Origin of the sequence: Pseudomonas sp. LjRoot71, assembly GCF_964253255.1 — a bacterium.
Classification (GTDB): domain Bacteria; phylum Pseudomonadota; class Gammaproteobacteria; order Pseudomonadales; family Pseudomonadaceae; genus Aquipseudomonas.
Genome location: NZ_CAXURA020000001.1, coordinates 825,734 through 841,623 on the forward strand (window position 1 = coordinate 825,734; position 15,890 = coordinate 841,623).

Annotated in this window: 12 protein-coding genes; 2 read left to right on the plus strand and 10 right to left on the minus strand. The window is 61.9% G+C overall.

Translation table 11 applies throughout. The features are described from left to right. The gene (locus ACSQ17_RS03960; RefSeq protein ID WP_436067674.1) at positions 1-1,077 is read left to right on the plus strand and encodes a 2Fe-2S iron-sulfur cluster-binding protein; all 1,077 of its coding nucleotides are present in this window, start codon (positions 1-3) and stop codon (positions 1,075-1,077) included. Positions 1,078-1,295: 218 nt separating this feature from the next. Here the strand turns inward: ACSQ17_RS03960 and ACSQ17_RS03965 are convergent, their stop codons facing one another. After that, a complete protein-coding gene (locus ACSQ17_RS03965; RefSeq protein ID WP_436070425.1) occupies positions 1,296-2,039 on the minus strand; it encodes a substrate-binding periplasmic protein in 744 nt (247 codons plus the stop codon). A gap of 273 nt (positions 2,040-2,312) precedes the next feature. Between ACSQ17_RS03965 and ACSQ17_RS03970 the strand changes: the two genes are divergently transcribed. Then, positions 2,313-2,657: a hypothetical protein gene (locus ACSQ17_RS03970; protein WP_436067675.1), complete on the plus strand. Its 345-nt coding sequence runs from the start codon at positions 2,313-2,315 to the stop codon at positions 2,655-2,657. Positions 2,658-2,784: 127 nt separating this feature from the next. On the opposite strand, the gene hrpA is transcribed toward ACSQ17_RS03970, so the two are convergent. The 9 genes from hrpA to ACSQ17_RS04015 form a co-directional block, all read right to left on the minus strand. Further along, entirely contained in the window at positions 2,785-6,834 is a 4,050-nt protein-coding gene (gene hrpA / locus ACSQ17_RS03975; protein WP_436067676.1) for an ATP-dependent RNA helicase HrpA, read from the minus strand. 135 nt (positions 6,835-6,969) lie between these two features. Further along, positions 6,970-7,179, minus strand: coding sequence for a cold-shock protein (locus tag ACSQ17_RS03980; protein ID WP_090251540.1), 210 nt, complete (start codon positions 7,177-7,179; stop codon positions 6,970-6,972). Positions 7,180-7,417: 238 nt separating this feature from the next. Next, positions 7,418-7,606 (minus strand): 4-oxalocrotonate tautomerase, encoded by a 189-nt coding sequence (locus ACSQ17_RS03985; RefSeq protein ID WP_311090908.1) that lies wholly within the window; start codon positions 7,604-7,606, stop codon positions 7,418-7,420. A 375-nt stretch (positions 7,607-7,981) separates the two neighbouring features. Then, positions 7,982-9,817: a GldG family protein gene (locus ACSQ17_RS03990; RefSeq protein ID WP_436067677.1), complete on the minus strand. Its 1,836-nt coding sequence runs from the start codon at positions 9,815-9,817 to the stop codon at positions 7,982-7,984. 8 nt (positions 9,818-9,825) lie between these two features. Next, the gene (locus tag ACSQ17_RS03995) at positions 9,826-10,560 is read right to left on the minus strand and encodes an ABC transporter permease subunit (RefSeq protein WP_108487108.1); all 735 of its coding nucleotides are present in this window, start codon (positions 10,558-10,560) and stop codon (positions 9,826-9,828) included. Further along, complete coding sequence (locus tag ACSQ17_RS04000; RefSeq protein WP_436067678.1) at positions 10,557-11,480, minus strand: ABC transporter ATP-binding protein; 924 nt, start codon at positions 11,478-11,480, stop codon at positions 10,557-10,559. The genes ACSQ17_RS03995 and ACSQ17_RS04000 overlap by 4 nt, the downstream gene beginning before the upstream one ends. A 183-nt stretch (positions 11,481-11,663) precedes the next feature. Continuing rightward, positions 11,664-12,833 carry an iron-containing alcohol dehydrogenase gene (locus tag ACSQ17_RS04005; RefSeq protein ID WP_436067679.1) on the minus strand — a complete coding sequence of 390 codons (1,170 nt, stop codon included), beginning with the start codon at positions 12,831-12,833 and terminating at the stop codon, positions 11,664-11,666. An 8-nt stretch (positions 12,834-12,841) separates the two neighbouring features. After that, on the minus strand, positions 12,842-14,230 hold the full coding sequence (locus ACSQ17_RS04010) for an aldehyde dehydrogenase family protein (protein WP_436067680.1): 1,389 nt from the start codon (positions 14,228-14,230) through the stop codon (positions 12,842-12,844). 39 nt (positions 14,231-14,269) lie between these two features. After that, entirely contained in the window at positions 14,270-15,643 is a 1,374-nt protein-coding gene (locus ACSQ17_RS04015; protein ID WP_436067681.1) for a glutamine synthetase family protein, read from the minus strand. Between the last annotated feature and the right edge of the window lie 247 nt (positions 15,644-15,890).

A 15,890-nucleotide genomic window follows, 5' to 3' on the forward strand; every position in this document is an offset into this window, starting at 1 on the left:
ATGCTGATTACCTTGCTCGGCCTGGCGACAGCGGCCCTGCTCACCGTTATCGGCCTCATCTTCCATGGTCTGTGGCTGATCGCACTTGCCCGGCGGCAGCGCCGGGGCTTGCCGTTGGTTGTCACACACGCTCGCTGGTTGAACCCCAACCTGCTGCGACTGCACTTGCGCCATCGCTACTTTCTGCCATTGCCACGCTTCGCCGCTGGCCAGTACCTGACGTTGCTGGGCACGCCGGCCGGCGCACGCCCTGTGCGTCGTTGCTACTCCCTGGCAGCCTGGACCGCCTGGCCATGGCGCTACGAGTTGTGCATCAAGCGCGAAGAGCATGGGCGTATGAGTAACTGGTTAAGCAGCCATGCCTGCGCCGGTGCCCCGCTCTATGCATTACCGCCAAGAGGGCACTTTATTCTGCGTGACCAGCATGGCCCACACCTGCTTTTGCTGGCTGGCGGCGTGGGCGTTACCCCGCTGCGCTCGATGCTCCATGCCTGGCAACAACGCCCGAATGGCCGCCGCGTAACCCTGCTGTATGCGGGGCGCACGCTAAACGATCTGGCCTACCACGATGAGTTCGTAGCGTTAGCAAACCAGCGGCCAGACTTCGATTACCAACCACTGCTCAGCCAAGACCCAACCACTGTGGCGATCTGGCAAGGGCGGCTCGACGGCACAAGGCTGCATGCCTGCCTTACCCCTCACAGCGAAGTCTTTATCTGTGCCAGTGCACAGCTGCTGCAACACGCCCTGGCGCTGCTAGCCCAGCAAGGCGTACCTGCCGAGCGGGTGCATTACGAAGCCTTTACCACGGAATTGGCCGCCGGCAGTGGCGAGCATGTGGTGCACTGGCAGGGGCAACCCTTCCACTATCAAGGCCAGCCAAGCTTGTTGGCAGCACTGCGCGAGCAAGGTGTCGATCTGGCCGCAGACTGCTGGGGCGGACATTGCGGCAGCTGCCGTGTACGTTGCCAGGGTGAGGTCGAATGGCGGATACAACCCTCAGCACCGCTGGCTGAGGCGGAAATACTCGCATGCTGCTGCATACCGCGCGGGGCGTTGAGATTAGGCGACAGCTGAATCGTCATGCAGCACCAGCACGCCAGCCAAGGATTGGCTGACAACGCCCCATAACCTTATCGCCGCAATACCTGCGCAACCGTCTTGGCAGCCCCCTCAATAGCGCGCTCATCGTAAGGCGCAAACCCCAGCGCTGAGCACGGAGGTCATAATTTAATCAGGCGACCTGACGACTGCAACATCCCGAACGTGGCTGCTCTACAGGGGGAGCGCAGCGCTTAGGGTTTTATATAGCGCTGCACAATCCGCGCATAACGGCCATCCACCACCAGCTCACGCAGCGCATCGGCATAGGCCTGGGCAAAGTCAGGCTCGGTTGAGCGCTTGCTGAAAGCAATCTCTGCAGCGTCACTGGACACCACCACGGCCGTGGGCTTGATCCGCTCGCTGAGGCCCAGTTGCTGGATTTCATAGGCACCGGTGTTCTCGTCGGCAATCACCCCATCGATACGGCCCTTGCCGACCATGCGCCAGAGGTTGTTGCGATTGGCCACCTGCACCACCCGCGCGGCAAACGCCGGATCACTCATCAGTTGTTCATAGTCTGCGCCGTAGGCCACGTTGATCTGCGCGCCCAGGCGAAATTCGCTGTGCTGCAATTCCAGCAGCTGCGTGACGGGCCAGCGCTGCATGGCCTGCGTGTACATAAACAGAATATTGCGCGAAGGCGGCAGCACCGGCCCGGAGAAATGCGCATAGACCTCGCGCTCTGGCCGGCGGAAAGCACCGGGCAGAATATCCAGGCGGCCCAGCTCCAGCTCCTTGAGCGCCCGCGCCCAGGGCAGTTTGCGCAGTTTGATCTGGCAGCCCAAACGGGCCAGCGCCGCGCGATTGATTTCAACGTCGATGCCAACCACCGCACCATCCGCCGTTTGCATGCTGAACGGCGGGTCATCATCCCAGCGCAGGGTTTTCTCACAGGCGGCACCCGCTAGCACGGGCCAGCAGGCCAACAACAACACGAGATGGGATAAGCGATGGAATGGCCAGCGTGAGCGGCGGACAGCAACTGCAATCAAGGTCATCACTCACGCAGAATTCGACAGGGCGTGCCTTGAGTCTAGCAGCAGCGCCGTGAATATCGGCACAGCGCAGGGTTTATCGCAGAAAATGCCTGGATTTCGTGCCCATATACGCGGCTTAGCCACTGTTATGGCCCCCGCAAAATTTGACCCCGTGGCAGTCAGCAACCATGGTTCTTATGACCATGACTAAAATCGCCGAGGCATTATCCAATGCACACCCTGACTACCGCGTTTGTAGCGCTGACCTTACTGCTTAGTCTGCCCGTTCAGGCGGCGGACATTGATGTGGAAAATCAGTCGTCCTGGGAAATCCACGAGATCTATTTTTCGCCCAGCGACGAGGATGACTGGGGCGAAGATCACCTCGGCGACCACGTGCTGGAGTCCGGCATGACCCTTTCGCTGACAGGCGTCAGCCCAGGTGAATGGGATATCCGCCTGGTGGATGAAGATGCCGATGTCTGTGTGCTGCAAGGGGTGACGGTGAGCGCCTCGGAAACCTGGCTGATCGAAGACGACGACCTGCTCGGCTGCCAGTCGGATACAGAGGAATAACGCATCCGCGCAGCTGGTTAAACGCGAGGTGGACTGGCATCTCTAGGGTGCGCCGTGCTCACCCTAGAGATTTCCCTCGGCCCCCATGTGCAGGCCATCGTCATTGCAACGCCGAGCTGCCGCGGCATTAGCCTTCGACGCTGCTCCACTGCTTGCTCAGGCGCTTGTCGGAGACTGGCAGCTTGGTGCCCAACTGCTGGGCAAACAGCGACACGCGGTACTCCTCCAGCAGCCAGCGATACAGCACCAGCTGCGGATCGCGCTTGCCTTCCTGACTGTGCTTGCCCAGGCGCGCCTGGTACTGCTCCCAGTACCCCGCCAGTTCGCCGCTCCACACACGGTCGCGCTGCACCTGACCGCCGATCTTGTCCAGGCGCTGCTCGATGGCCTTGAGATAACGCGGCACTTCCTTAAGCCACTGCGCCGGGGTTTCGCGGACAAAGCCGGGATATACCAGATTGCTCAACTGCAGCTTGATGTCGTTTAGTGCCATGGCCTGGGCCAGGTCGATCTTGCCTTTGAAGCGCTTCTGCAGGCCGTGCCAGAGTTTGAGAATCTCCAGGGTCAGTTTGGCCAACCGCTCAGCATGACTGGTCCAGTCGCCGCGCTTGCGCTCGGCCAGGGCCGCCAGGCCAGCACCGTCACGCGGCAAGGGCTCACTGCCCTCAAGAATGCAGCTGTCGAGGCTGGCCAACAGAATATCTTCGACCAACGCATCGACTCGGCCCATGTCGCGATAGAGCAGCGCAAGCTCAGTCAGCCCCGGCAGTTTGCCGCGCAGGAACTTGGCTTGCTCACTCAACTGCTGCAACAGCAAGCGCTGCAAGGCACGACGATGCTGATATTCGGCTTCGGCCAGGGTCGGGAAGCGCCCCTCCTTGACCACGCCCGCCTCCTCCACCAGCGCCGGGTACACGGTCATGGACAGGCCGGCGACCTGCTGCTGAGTTTTCGCCGCGACTTCGCTAAAGGCCTTGGCCTCCACCGGCTGCTGGCTCTTGGCGGTTTTCGGCAGGGCCAGACCGGCCTGAGTGGCCTCGCTGAAACGCGCGGTCAGCTCGGCCAGATCGCGGCCTTCACCTAGGGGTTTGCCCTGGTTGTCGACCACTTCGATATTCATCCGTAGATGGCCTTCGAGCTGCGCGACGGACTCGGCCCAGGCTTCATCGCTGACGCGCGTACCGGTCATACGCATCAGCTCGCGGCCCAGGGCCTCGGGCAGGCTGCCGTCGGCAAAGCTGATCTTGCTCAGCGCTGCGCCGACAAAGTCCGGCACCGGTACAAAATTCTTGCGTAGCGCCTTGGGCAGGCCACGCACCAGGGCCATGCACTTGGCTTCCAGCAGCCCCGGCACCAGCCATTCCAGGCGCTCAGGCGGCAGTTGCGGCAACAACGGCGCGGGCACGCGCAGGGTTACGCCGTCACGCGGGTGGTTGGGCTCGAAGTGATAGCTCAGCGGCAGGGTCAGTTCGCCGAGGCGCAGGGTATCCGGGTACTGCGCTGCGGTGACTTCGGAGGCCGAGCGGGCCAGCACATCCTCTTCGCGCATCAGCAGCAGCTGCAAATTCTTCGCGCTTTCGGTCTTGTACCAGCTGTCGAAGGTGGCGCTCTGGTAGATGTTCGCCGGCAGGCGCGCCTCGTAGTAGGCGAACAGGGTTTCCTCGTCGGCGAGGATATCGCGGCGGCGTGCCTTGGCTTCCAGTTCGTCGAGTTTTTCCAGCAGCTGGCGGTTGGCCGTCAGGCATTTGGCCCGCGAGTTGATCTCGCCGCCCACCAAACCCTCGCGAATAAACAGCTCGCGCGAGGCCACGGGATCAATCGGGCCGAAATGCACCGCGCGGCGGCCGACCACGATCAGGCCGTAGAGGCTGATCTGTTCATAGGCCACCACCTGGCCGCGCTTCTTCTCCCAGTGCGGTTCCAGGTGGTTTTTCTTGATAAGGTGACCGGCCAGCGGCTCGATCCAGTCCGGCTCGATCTTCGCCACCATGCGCGCAAACAGCTTGGTGGTTTCCACCAGCTCGGCGGTCATCAGCCAAACCGGTTTCTTGCGGCCGATCACTGAGGACGGATGCACCCAGAAGCGCCGCTGACGCGCACCGAGATAGTCGCCGTCTTCGGTCTTCTGGCCGATCTGGCTGAGCAGGCCGGCGAGAATCGCCTTGTGCACGGCGGCGTAGCCTTTGGCGCGCTGGGCGGCCTGGTCTTTTTCAGCCAATTCCCTCTCTTTGTGGGAGCCAGCTTGCTGGCGATCCTGTGCATCAGACGCCTGGCCTTTAGCCCGCTGATCGCCAGCAAGCTGGCTCCTACCCTGCTGAGCGCTGTGACCTGGCGACAGCTGCAAATCACGGGTAATCAGCACCAACTGACGATGCGCATCGCGCCACTCACGTAGGCGCAGATAATTCAGGAAATTCTTGCGGCACCAGCTGCGCAATGCGCTGGAACCCAAAGCCTGACGCTGCTCTTCAAAGCCGCGCCAGAGGTTGACCAGTGCGGCGAAGTCGGAATCGACATCCTTCCATTGCGCATGGGCCTGATCGGCGGCCTGCTGGCGGTCGGACGGGCGCTCGCGCACATCCTGCACTGACAGCGCACTGGCAATGATCAGGATTTCGTCCAGGCTGCCCTGCTTGGCACCTTCGAGCACCATCCGGCCCAGACGAGGGTCCACCGGCAGGCGCGCCAGTTGACGACCCAGTGGCGTCAGCTGGCCCTCGCGATTAACCGCCGAGAGTTCCTGCAGCAGGTTGAAACCGTCGCTGATGGCCTTGCCATCCGGCGGCTCGATAAAGGGGAAGGCGTCGATCTCGCCGAGGCGCAGATGGAGCATCTGCAAAATGACCGCTGCGAGGTTGGTACGCAGGATTTCCGGATCGGTAAAAGCCGGCCGTCCGTTGAAATCGTCCTCGCTGTACAGGCGAATGCAGATGCCCGGCTCGACACGCCCGCAGCGGCCCTTGCGCTGGTTGGCGCTGGCCTGGCTGATGGCCTCAATCGGCAAGCGCTGCACCTTGGCGCGATAGCTGTAGCGGCTGATCCGCGCCGTACCGGAGTCGATCACATAGCGAATGCCCGGCACGGTCAGCGAGGTCTCGGCGACGTTAGTAGCCAAGACGATCTTGCGCGCGCCCATGGGCGCGAAAATCTTCTGCTGCTCAGCCGGGGTCAGGCGCGCATACAGCGGCAGCACTTCGGTCAGGCGCAGGTTGGCCTTGCGCAGCACCTCGGCAGCGTCGCGAATCTCGCGTTCGCCGGGCAGAAACACCAACACATCGCCGGGACGCTTGCCCTCGGCTTTTTCAAAGGCGCTGATTTCATCCAGCGTGGCGAGGATCGCCTGATCGACAGAGAGGTCTTCCTCAACGCGGTTACCGTCTTCGTCTTGCTCGGCGGCCAGCGGCCGGTACCAGGTGTCCACCGGGAAGGTGCGTCCGGATACCTCGACAATAGGCGCACCGCCGAAGTGCTCGGAGAAGCGCTGCAGGTCGATGGTCGCCGAGGTGATGATCAGTTTCAGGTCAGGGCGACGCACCAGCAGGGTTTTCAGAAAGCCCAGCAGAAAGTCGATGTTCAGGCTGCGTTCGTGAGCTTCGTCGACGATGATCGTGTCGTACTTTTCCAGATAGCGGTCGTGCTGGGTCTCGGCCAGCAGGATGCCATCGGTCATCAGCTTGATCAGGCTGCGCTCGTTGCTCTGGTCTTCGAAGCGCACCTGATAGCCGACCAGTTCGCCCAACGGCGTGCTGATTTCTTCCGCTACGCGAGTCGCCACGCTGCGTGCCGCCAGACGGCGCGGCTGGGTGTGGCCGATCAGCCCGTGCACGCCACGGCCCAGTTCCAGGCAGATTTTCGGCAGCTGGGTGGTCTTGCCCGAACCGGTTTCCCCGGCAATCACCACCACCTGATGCTGGCTGATGGCGGCCTTGATCTCGTCGCGTTTGGCGGCAATCGGCAGCGCATCGTCGTAACGCATGGTCGGCACACTGAGCCGGCGCGCCTCGACCTTGGCCCGCGATGCCTCGAAACGTTGCAACCACTGCGCCAGCTTGGCCTCGTCCACTGGCGTCTGCTTGCGCAGCTCATGCAACTGGCGGCGCAGGCGATGACGATCGCCCAGCAGGGTCTGGTCGAGGTTTTTCAGCAGTTGGTCAACGGCGGGCGTGGCATCGGTCATCGGGTAATCGCGGGGTGGGATCAAGGGGAAAAGCAGAAAGGCGGCGATTGTCGCATTTTTGCCTGTGGGAAAACGACCAAAGGGCAGAAAGCAAAAAGCCCATCGGCGATGGGCTTTTCTACTAAGGGAATGTGCTTAAACGGCGGACACGTCGTCAGCCTGCAAACCCTTCTGCCCCTGGGTCACGGCGAACTCGACCTTCTGCCCTTCGAGCAGGGTGCGATGGCCTTCGCCACGGATCGCCCGGAAATGCACGAACACATCCGCGCCGCTCTCGCGCTGAATAAAGCCATAACCCTTGGAATCATTGAACCACTTGACGGTGCCTGTCTCGCGCTCAGCCATTACCTGTATCTCCAGCGTGCAGTTTTTATTGTGTGGCGCGGCCGGCAGACGAGTGCCCGGCCATCACCGAAGGCCGAGTATAAAACAGCGTTTATCACTGAAAAGCACTTTTTGCAGGAAGGCTACAGGCCATACAGGACAAGCTATGCAGCGATATTCGCGGAGCTGAACAATCGACGCAGGATGGGTTCGCCGCGCAGCGGCGCAACCCATCACCATGGGCCGAAGTGAAAGTCGGCTAGTCGCGCTCAGACCACATCACGCCACCGGTGGCCCAGTCGCCTTTTTTCACGTCCTCGAAGATCACATCCACCGCGCTGGCATCGCAGCCGAGCACCTTGGTCGACGCGTCGGTCAGGGCCTTGGCGTATTCGCGTTTGATCTCATCGCTGCGGCCTTCGAATATTTTGACCAGGAGAGTAGGCATCTAATTAATCCTCATAACAGGTGCAACAGGACTGGTTAGATCGGTCACGGCGATCCGCTTGGCGCATTGGCGCGGAGGGCATTATGGCGTGAGTTATGGTTTTTGGCTTGCCACAGATGAGCACGTAGGAGCGGGCCATGCCCGCGAATTCTTTGATCGCGGGCATGGCCCGCTCCTACAGAGGCACCAACCGCAACACCGTGGGAGGCGCTTTAGCGGCGAGCTTTTAATCGCTCTTATCACGGCTACGACTGCATGGATGCAGGAGGTAGAGCGAAGCAGGACGCCAGAGCCGAAAGCCCCTCCCACATGGCCCATACGAAAGCCCAAAAACAAAGGGCCGCATTAAGCGGCCCTTTGCAGGTACAGGCGGGATCAGCCGTGCTTGCGCCGGCGCCACAACCACAGCGCCAGCACGCCGAGGGTCAGCGCCAGCGGCACCAGGGCGATATTGAGGAACTTGAGCGTGCTGCCCAGCGCCTCGATATCGGCATTCAGCTGGTAACGCACGTCGCGCAGTTCCTTGCGGATCGCCAGCTTCTGCTGCACAAACTGCTGCACCGCGGCTTGCTGCTCGGGCGTCAGCTCCAGGGCTTTGCTGGGGTCATCGCTCTGCTGCAGCGCGGCGAGCTTCTGCTCGGTATCGGCCAGTTGCGTTTGCAGGGCCTGTTCCTTCTCACGGAACTTGACCTCGGCCTCACGCTGAATCGCGTCCACCACCTCGAACGGCCGGGTAAAGCGACCACGCGAGCGAACGCTGATCAGCGCTTCGGAGCCGGCCAGGTTGTCCAGGGCGTTGATCGCGAAACCGGCGTTGTCCGCCCAGGGCTGCGGGATGCGCTGACCGAAGAAGTCCTGCACCTGCACCCACATGCGGTCGGTGAGCATGTCGGTGTCGGCGACAACGATCACGTTGATGTTGTCGGCCTGTTTCAGGCCATCCTTTTGCCCTTCGATCCCGTCCGGGAAAGCCGTTTGCGCCGGGCCGCTGATGCGCGCGGCCAGGGTGTAACGCTCACCGGTGGGTTTGAGTTCGCGGATCAGCTCTTCCGGGTTGGCCAGCATGCCGAAGCGTTTGACATCAAACGGCATGGCGTACTGCGAGCTGCGAATCAGCGGGATGAACTGGGTTTTTGCACCGTCCAACGGCTCCAGCATGCCGGCGGTGGCCACCGTGATGGTTTCCAGCGAGGCAGTGCTGATGTCGTCCTTGTCCAGGGCGTTCTTCGGCAGGCTCAGCCAGGCGGCGTGACGCACCGGGCGCTGGCCTTGGCCCATGCTCACCGACATGGCGTAGGAGCCGTCGCCCAGCACCTGATCCGGCACCATGCGCAGGCCCCAGGCCTTGAACAGCGCGGGCAGGTCGGAGGCTTTGTCGATAACCATCTCGCCGGGCATTTCAGCCTGGGTATCGGCCTCGCTGAACGGGTCGACGAAGGTCAGCAGCTTACCGCCGCGCAGGACGAACTGGTCAATCGCATACAGGGTCTGCTCGGGCAGCTGCTTGGGATGAATCAGCAGCAGCACCGAAACCTTTTCCGGGATCAGGTCGACATCGCGCTTGAGGCTTTCGATCTGGAACAGCTGACGAATTTCCTCGATCAGCATCCAGGCCGGTGTCGGCTGGCGCGCGGCCATGTCGAAACCACCGTTGACCTGCAAACCAGACAGCACGCCGACCACCGGGCGCTCGGGCTTGGCCAGGCTCTGCACCAGACGGCTGAGTTCGTACTCAAGGAACTCTTCCTGATCCAGGGCGAAGAACGGGATCACCTGGGTCTGGCCTTCGGCATTCTTGCCGGCCAGGCCGAAATAGATCGAGTCGCCGCCCTGCTGCAGCGGAATGCCCTGCAGGCCGAACTCGGCGGCTTTGTCTTCGTCCTCGGAGAACGGTGCCGGGTCGATGATCGTCAGTTTGAGTTTGCCATCTGCCTCACGCTGGTAAGCCTTGAGCATTTCCTCAACGCGCTTGGCATAGGTGCGTAGCGCCGGCAGGTCCTTGGTGGCGCTGTCGGAGTAGAAGAAGTTCAGCTCCACCGGCTCGTCCAGCTCGGCAAGAATCTGCTCGGTGCCGCTGGAAAGGGTGTAGAGCTTCTGCTCGGTCAGATCCAGACGTACGCCGCTAAGGCTGACGCTGGAGAACAGGTTGAAGGCGAGAAACGCCAGGGCAATGAGTGCAAGCCCGGCGCTGGAAACCATCAGCTTTTTCATGGGCGGCCTCAGTCAGCTTTCTTCAGGTCGATAACCACCGCCGTTGCAGCCAACCAGGCAGCAATCAGGGTGAGGAAATACAGCAGGTCGCGCAGGTCGATCACGCCCTTGCTGATCGCATCGAAACGGGTCAGGAAGCTCAGCGAAGCCACGGCATCCACCAGCCATTGCGGCGCCCAGCCACTGAAACCGTCGAGCACCATCGGGAAGCCGCTGACGATAAACAGGAAGCACACGCTGACCGCCAGGATAAAGGCGATCACCTGGTTCTTCGCCAGGGCCGACATGCACGAGCCAATGGCCAGATAAGCCCCGGCCAGCAGCCAGCTGCCGATATAGCCGGTGATGATCGCGCCGTTATCCGGCTCACCGAGGTAATTGACGGTGATGATCATCGGGAAGGTCAGCAGCAACGCCAAACCGGCAAACACCCAGGCGGCGAGAAACTTGCCAGTGACCGCGTCGAAACGGGTGATCGGCAGGGTCATCAGCAACTCAATGGTGCCGCTCTTGCGCTCCTCGGCCCACAGGCGCATGGCAATCGCCGGCACCAGAAACAGGTACAGCCAGGGGTGGAAGTTGAAGAACGGCGCGAGGTTGGCCTGGCCGCTCTCGAAGAAGCCGCCAAGGTAGAAGGTGAACACCCCGGACAGCACCAGGAAGATCAGGATAAACACGTAGGCCAGCGGCGTGGCGAAGTAGCTCGCCAACTCGCGCTTGAAGACTACTGACAACTGACTCATACCACCTCCCCACGGGTCAGGCTGCGGAACACTTCGTCCAACCGCCCGCGTTCGACATTCAATTCCTTAACCTGCCAACCGCGCTCGGCGATTAGCGCGTTGACCTGCGGGAAGATCACTTCACCCGGCTTGGCGAGGATGCTCAGGCTGTGTTCCTGGGTATTTTCTTCCACCCCGGCCACGCCCGGCAGCGCAGCCAGCGCGGCCTGATCGAGCGGCTCGGCAGCCACCAGTGTGACGGCCTGGTGATAGCGCGAGCGGCTTTCCAGCTCCAGCGGCGTGCCATCGGCCAGCAGCTTGCCGTGGGCGATGACCACCGCACGGGTGCACACGGCCGAGACTTCTTCGAGGATGTGGGTAGAAATGATGACGATTTTGTCGTGCGCCAGGCTCTGGATCAGCTTGCGCACTTGGTGCTTCTGGTTGGGGTCGAGCCCATCGGTGGGTTCGTCGAGAATCAGCACCTTGGGATCATGCAGAATCGCCTGGGCCAGACCCACGCGGCGTTTGAAGCCTTTCGACAGGGTTTCGATCGACTGTTCCAGCACGGCGTCCAACTCGACCTGAGCGACTGCTTTGGCCACCCGCTCACGCTTCGCGGCGCCCTTGAAACCGCGCACCTCGGCGATAAATTCGAGGAAGCTGCGCACCGTCATATCGCCGTAGCACGGCGCGCCTTCAGGCAGATAACCGATCTGCTGCTGGGCCTTGAGGGTGTCTTTCTGGATATCGAAACCGAGGATGCTGGCACTGCCTGAGGTCGGCGCCAGAAAGCCGGTGAGCATCTTCATGGTGGTGGATTTGCCGGCGCCGTTGGGGCCGAGAAAGCCCAGCACTTCACCGGGCTGAACGCTGAAGGACAGGTCGTCCACCGCGGTGTGCTGCGCAAAACGCTTGGTTAGGTTTCTTATTTCGATCATGGCCTCTCACCGTTGCGGTAACAGGCCCTGCTTGCAGCCGGGCAGGCGCAAGCCGGGCGCGCTTAAATGCCGGGGGAATATAAGGAGTCACGCGCAGGCAGCGCAAGCGAAGAACCGGCGGGTCATGTATCTGTTCGCTACAGCGCTGCTCGCCCACGCGAGCAGCGCTGGTAGAGCTAGAGATTAGAGGGTGCCGCGCAGGGCTTTCTCGAACAGCTGGCTGTATTGCTGCGCGGTAAAGGCAATCGGGTTGGTGCCGGCGGACGGGTCAACCTCGGCCATCTGCCCGACCTGCGCGATGCGCGCATCATCAATGCCGATCTCACCCAGGCTATGCGGGATGCCGACCTGCTCACGCAGCGCCATCACCCACTCCAGCACGCCCGTAAAACCAGGCTTGACCAGGTTCAGGTAGCGCGCCATTTTCTCCATCTGTGGCTCAATGCGCTCACGGTTGGCCACCAATACATAAGGCATCAGCACCGCGTTGAGCAGGCCGTGGTGGGCGTCGTACAGTGCGCCGAGCGGATGGGCCAGGGCATGCATGGCACCCAGGCCGCGCTGGAAAGCGGTCGCGCCCATGCTCGAGGCCACCAACATCTGCAAGCGCGCTTCAACGTCACTGCCCTGCGCCACCGCGCGCGGCAAATACTGCTGCACCAGGCGCATGCCTTCCAGGGCGATGCCTTCGGCCATGGGGTGAAACAGCGGTGAACAGAAGGCCTCCAGATTGTGCGACAGCGCATCCATGCCGGTGGCGGCAGTGATCTTGGCCGGCAGGCCGAGGGTCAGTTCCGGATCGAGGATCACCAGCGCCGGCAACATGCGCGCGTGGAAGATGATGCGTTTGATATGCGCAGCATCATCGGTGATCACCGAGGCGCGGCCGACTTCCGAGCCTGTACCGGCAGTAGTCGGCACCGCCACCACCGGGGCCATGCCGGCAACATTGACGCGGTTGCAGTTGTCGCCGATGTCCTCGAAATCCCACAGCGGCCGCTCCTGGCCGACCATCAGGGCGATGGCCTTGCCGGCATCCAGCGCCGAGCCGCCGCCAAAGGCGATCACCCCGTCATGCTTGCCGGCCTTGAACGCGGCCACCCCGTCCATCACGTTCTGCCCGGTCGGGTTGCCCTTGATGCCATGGAACAGCCCGGCCTTGAGGCCATCATCGCGGCAGTGCAACAGCGCTCGGTCGATCATCGGCAAGGCGGCCAGGCCAGGGTCAGTGACCAGCAGTGGCGCGCTCATGCCCAGTTGCCGGCAAGCCGCAGGCAATTCGCTGATACGGCCGACACCGACGCGCACCGAGGTCGGGTAATTCCAGTTCATGCGGTAGTCATTCAGGTCCATGGCGCGCCTCACAACTGAGTCTTGAAGTGGAAGGATTTCGGCCGGGTGACGTGCTCAAAGCCGACGCTGGACAGGGTGCAGCCGCGTCCGGAGTTCTTCACCCCAGTCCAGGCCAGTGCCGGGTCGAGGTAATCACAGCGGTTAAGAAACACCGTGCCGGCCTGCACTCGGTCGGCCAATGCCATGGCGGCATCGACGTCACGGCTGAAGATGGCGGCAGTCAGGCCAAAATCGCTGTCGTTCATCAGCGCCAGGGCTTCTTCATCATCCTTGACCTTCTGGATGCCCACCACCGGGCCAAAGGATTCCTCGGTCATCACGCGCATACCGTGATGCACATTGGTCAGCACCTGCGGTGCCAGGTACTGCGAGCCGGGATGGTCCATGGCAAACTCGGCCGGCACCAGATGGGCGGTGGCGCCCTGCTCGATGGCATCGTGAATTTGCCCGCGGACGAAATCCGCCGCCTCGGCACGTACCAATGGGCCGAGGGTAGTGTCCGGGTCATCGGAACGGCCGAGCTTGTATTGCTTGACCAGCGCCACCGCCTGCTCAACGAAGGCGTCATACAGCGACTCGTGCACATAGATGCGCTCGATGCCGCAGCAGGATTGCCCGGAGTTGAAGAATGCTCCATCGATTGTGGTTTCCACCGCATGGGCCAGGTCAGCGTCGGCCCGTACATAGGCCGGGTCCTTGCCACCCAGCTCCAGACCGATGCTGAGAAAGCGCCCCACCGCTACCCGCTCAACCATGGTGCCGCCCGGTACCGAACCGGTGAAGGCCACGTGGGCGATGGTCGGCGCCTGAATCAACGCCTCGGTTTCACCGTGGCTCAGGTGCAAATACTGGAACACCCCGTCCGGCAAGCCAGCCTCGCTGAAAGCTTCGACCATACGCTCGGCACACAGCGGGGTTTGCGCTGAATGCTTGAGCAGCACTGCATTGCCGGCCAACAGCGCCGGCATCACTGCGTTTACCGCCGTCAGATAGGGGTAATTCCACGGCGCGATCACCAACGCAACACCCAGCGGCTCACGGCGGATAAAGCGAATAAACCCGGGCTTTTCCGGCACTTTGATATCCGCCAGAGCCTGTTCGGCGATATCCGCCATATAGCTGGCACGCTCGACAAAGCCGCGCACCTCGCCTGCGGCATAGCGGATCGGCCGGCCCATCATCCAGCACAGCTCTTCAGCCAGCTGGGTTTCCTTGGCGGCGAACGCAGCAATCGCCTTGCGGCCGATGGCGATGCGTTCGGCCAGCGGGGTGTTCTTCCAGGCCTGCTGCGCCAGTTCGGCCTTGACCAGCGCCACCTGAATTTCCGGATTGGAGGCCAGATGGCGCTCGACATACACCGAGCCATCGATGGGTGAAATGCATTGCAGTTTGCTCATTGAAAAGACTCCATAAGCCCAATCAGCCGGGGCCGCGCGCTAGATAATTTCGAAGTAGCGATCCAGTTCCCAGTCGCTGACATGCCGGCGGTATTCGCGCTCTTCCCACTCGCGGCTGGCGGCAAAGTGCTCAACAAACTCGTCGCCAAACAGCTCCCGCGCCGCCGTTGAGGCTTTCAGCCGCTGCGCGGCATCCCACAAGGTGCGCGGCAGGGCCAGCTCCTCGGGGTGTTTCATCGCGTAGGCATTGCCCACCACCGGCTCGGTTGGCTCCCACTGCTGCATCACCCCATACAGACCGGAGCCGAGGGCCACCGAGAGGGCCAGAAACGGATTGCCATCGGCCGCGCCGAGGCGATATTCCTGACGCTGCGACTTGTCCGTACCGGGAATTACCCGCAGCGCGGCGGTGCGGTTTTCCACGCCCCAGGTGGCATCGGTGGGCGCCCAGAAACCGGGAATCAGCCGGCGGTAGCTGTTCAGCGTTGGCGCGACCATGCAGAGAAATTCCGGCATCAGGCGCTGCTGGCCGGCAAGGAAGTGGCGCTGGATCTTGCTCATATTGTGCGCCTGGCTCGGGTCATAGAACGCCGACTTACCGCTGGCCAGATCGCGCAGGGACACATGGATATGCCCGCTCTGCCCTGGATATTTGCCCGACCACTTGGCCATAAAGGTGGCCATCAGGCCGTTGCGCTGGGCCAGCACCTTCATAAAGGTCTTGAACAGCGCGCCCTTATCGGCCGCAGCTTCGGCGCGGTCATAGGCAATCGCCGCTTCGAGCACGCCAGGGCCGGTTTCGGTGTGCAGGCCTTCGATGGGAAAGTCCATGCGCTCGGCCATTTCCAGGATCTCGTGGTACAGCTCGGCGTGCACCGAGTTGCGGATCATCGAGTAGCCGAACCAGTCCGGAGTGAACGGCTTGAGGTTGCGAAAACCCTTCTCGCGGGCCGACTCCGGGGTTTCATCGAACATGAAGAATTCATATTCCAGCGCGGCAAACGCATCAAAACCCATGGCCTTGCAGCGCTCGATCACCCTGCGCAGGGTGCCACGCGGGCAGACTTTTTCCGCTGCCTCGGCAAACTCGCAGATAAACAGCAGCATGCCGTTCTCGAAGGGTAAGTCGCGGCAGGTATGCGGCAGCACCCGCACCGGCGCATCCGGGTAGCCGGTGTGCCAGCCGGTGTATTGAGCGTTGTCGTAAAGCTGGTCCTTCACGTCCCAGCCGAGCACCACATCGCAGAAGGCAAAGCCGCTGTCGAGAGCAGAAAAGAACTTGCTGCGGCTGAGGTATTTGCCACGCATCACCCCATCGTTATCGAACACCCCAACCTTGATATGGCTAAGGCCGCGCTCCTCGACAATGCGCTTGGCATCCAGAACGGTTTTCACGTCTCGCGGATTGAGCATAAATGCACCTGTCTATTGTTGTTATGGCCGACATCCGGTGTCAGTCCTGCAGGCAACAACAGCGTCTCAAGCGCATCCCCACAACCACCACACAACGCGCCCTGACGACTACCCAACGCCCCTTAGAACACCCGGCAAAAAGCTCCATCAGTGTGGTACAGGTTTGCCAAATTGGCTGGTCAATTAGGCAAAACAACCGGCAAGCGTTGCAGCACAGGTGACGGCAGACACAGCTCTGTTGTAAAAG

Coding starts and splice junctions, on each gene's coding strand:
- ACSQ17_RS03995 (WP_108487108.1), bottom strand. CDS start 10,560: ATGAGTCAGTTGTCAGTAGTCTTCAAGCGCGAGTTGGCGAGCTACTTC.
- ACSQ17_RS04000 (WP_436067678.1), bottom strand. CDS start 11,480: ATGATCGAAATAAGAAACCTAACCAAGCGTTTTGCGCAGCACACCGCG.
- ACSQ17_RS03980 (WP_090251540.1), bottom strand. CDS start 7,179: ATGGCTGAGCGCGAGACAGGCACCGTCAAGTGGTTCAATGATTCCAAG.
- ACSQ17_RS03970 (WP_436067675.1), top strand. CDS start 2,313: ATGCACACCCTGACTACCGCGTTTGTAGCGCTGACCTTACTGCTTAGT.
- ACSQ17_RS03990 (WP_436067677.1), bottom strand. CDS start 9,817: ATGAAAAAGCTGATGGTTTCCAGCGCCGGGCTTGCACTCATTGCCCTG.
- ACSQ17_RS03985 (WP_311090908.1), bottom strand. CDS start 7,606: ATGCCTACTCTCCTGGTCAAAATATTCGAAGGCCGCAGCGATGAGATC.
- ACSQ17_RS04010 (WP_436067680.1), bottom strand. CDS start 14,230: ATGAGCAAACTGCAATGCATTTCACCCATCGATGGCTCGGTGTATGTC.
- ACSQ17_RS04015 (WP_436067681.1), bottom strand. CDS start 15,643: ATGCTCAATCCGCGAGACGTGAAAACCGTTCTGGATGCCAAGCGCATT.
- ACSQ17_RS04005 (WP_436067679.1), bottom strand. CDS start 12,833: ATGGACCTGAATGACTACCGCATGAACTGGAATTACCCGACCTCGGTG.
- hrpA (WP_436067676.1), bottom strand. CDS start 6,834: ATGACCGATGCCACGCCCGCCGTTGACCAACTGCTGAAAAACCTCGAC.
- ACSQ17_RS03960 (WP_436067674.1), top strand. CDS start 1: ATGCTGATTACCTTGCTCGGCCTGGCGACAGCGGCCCTGCTCACCGTT.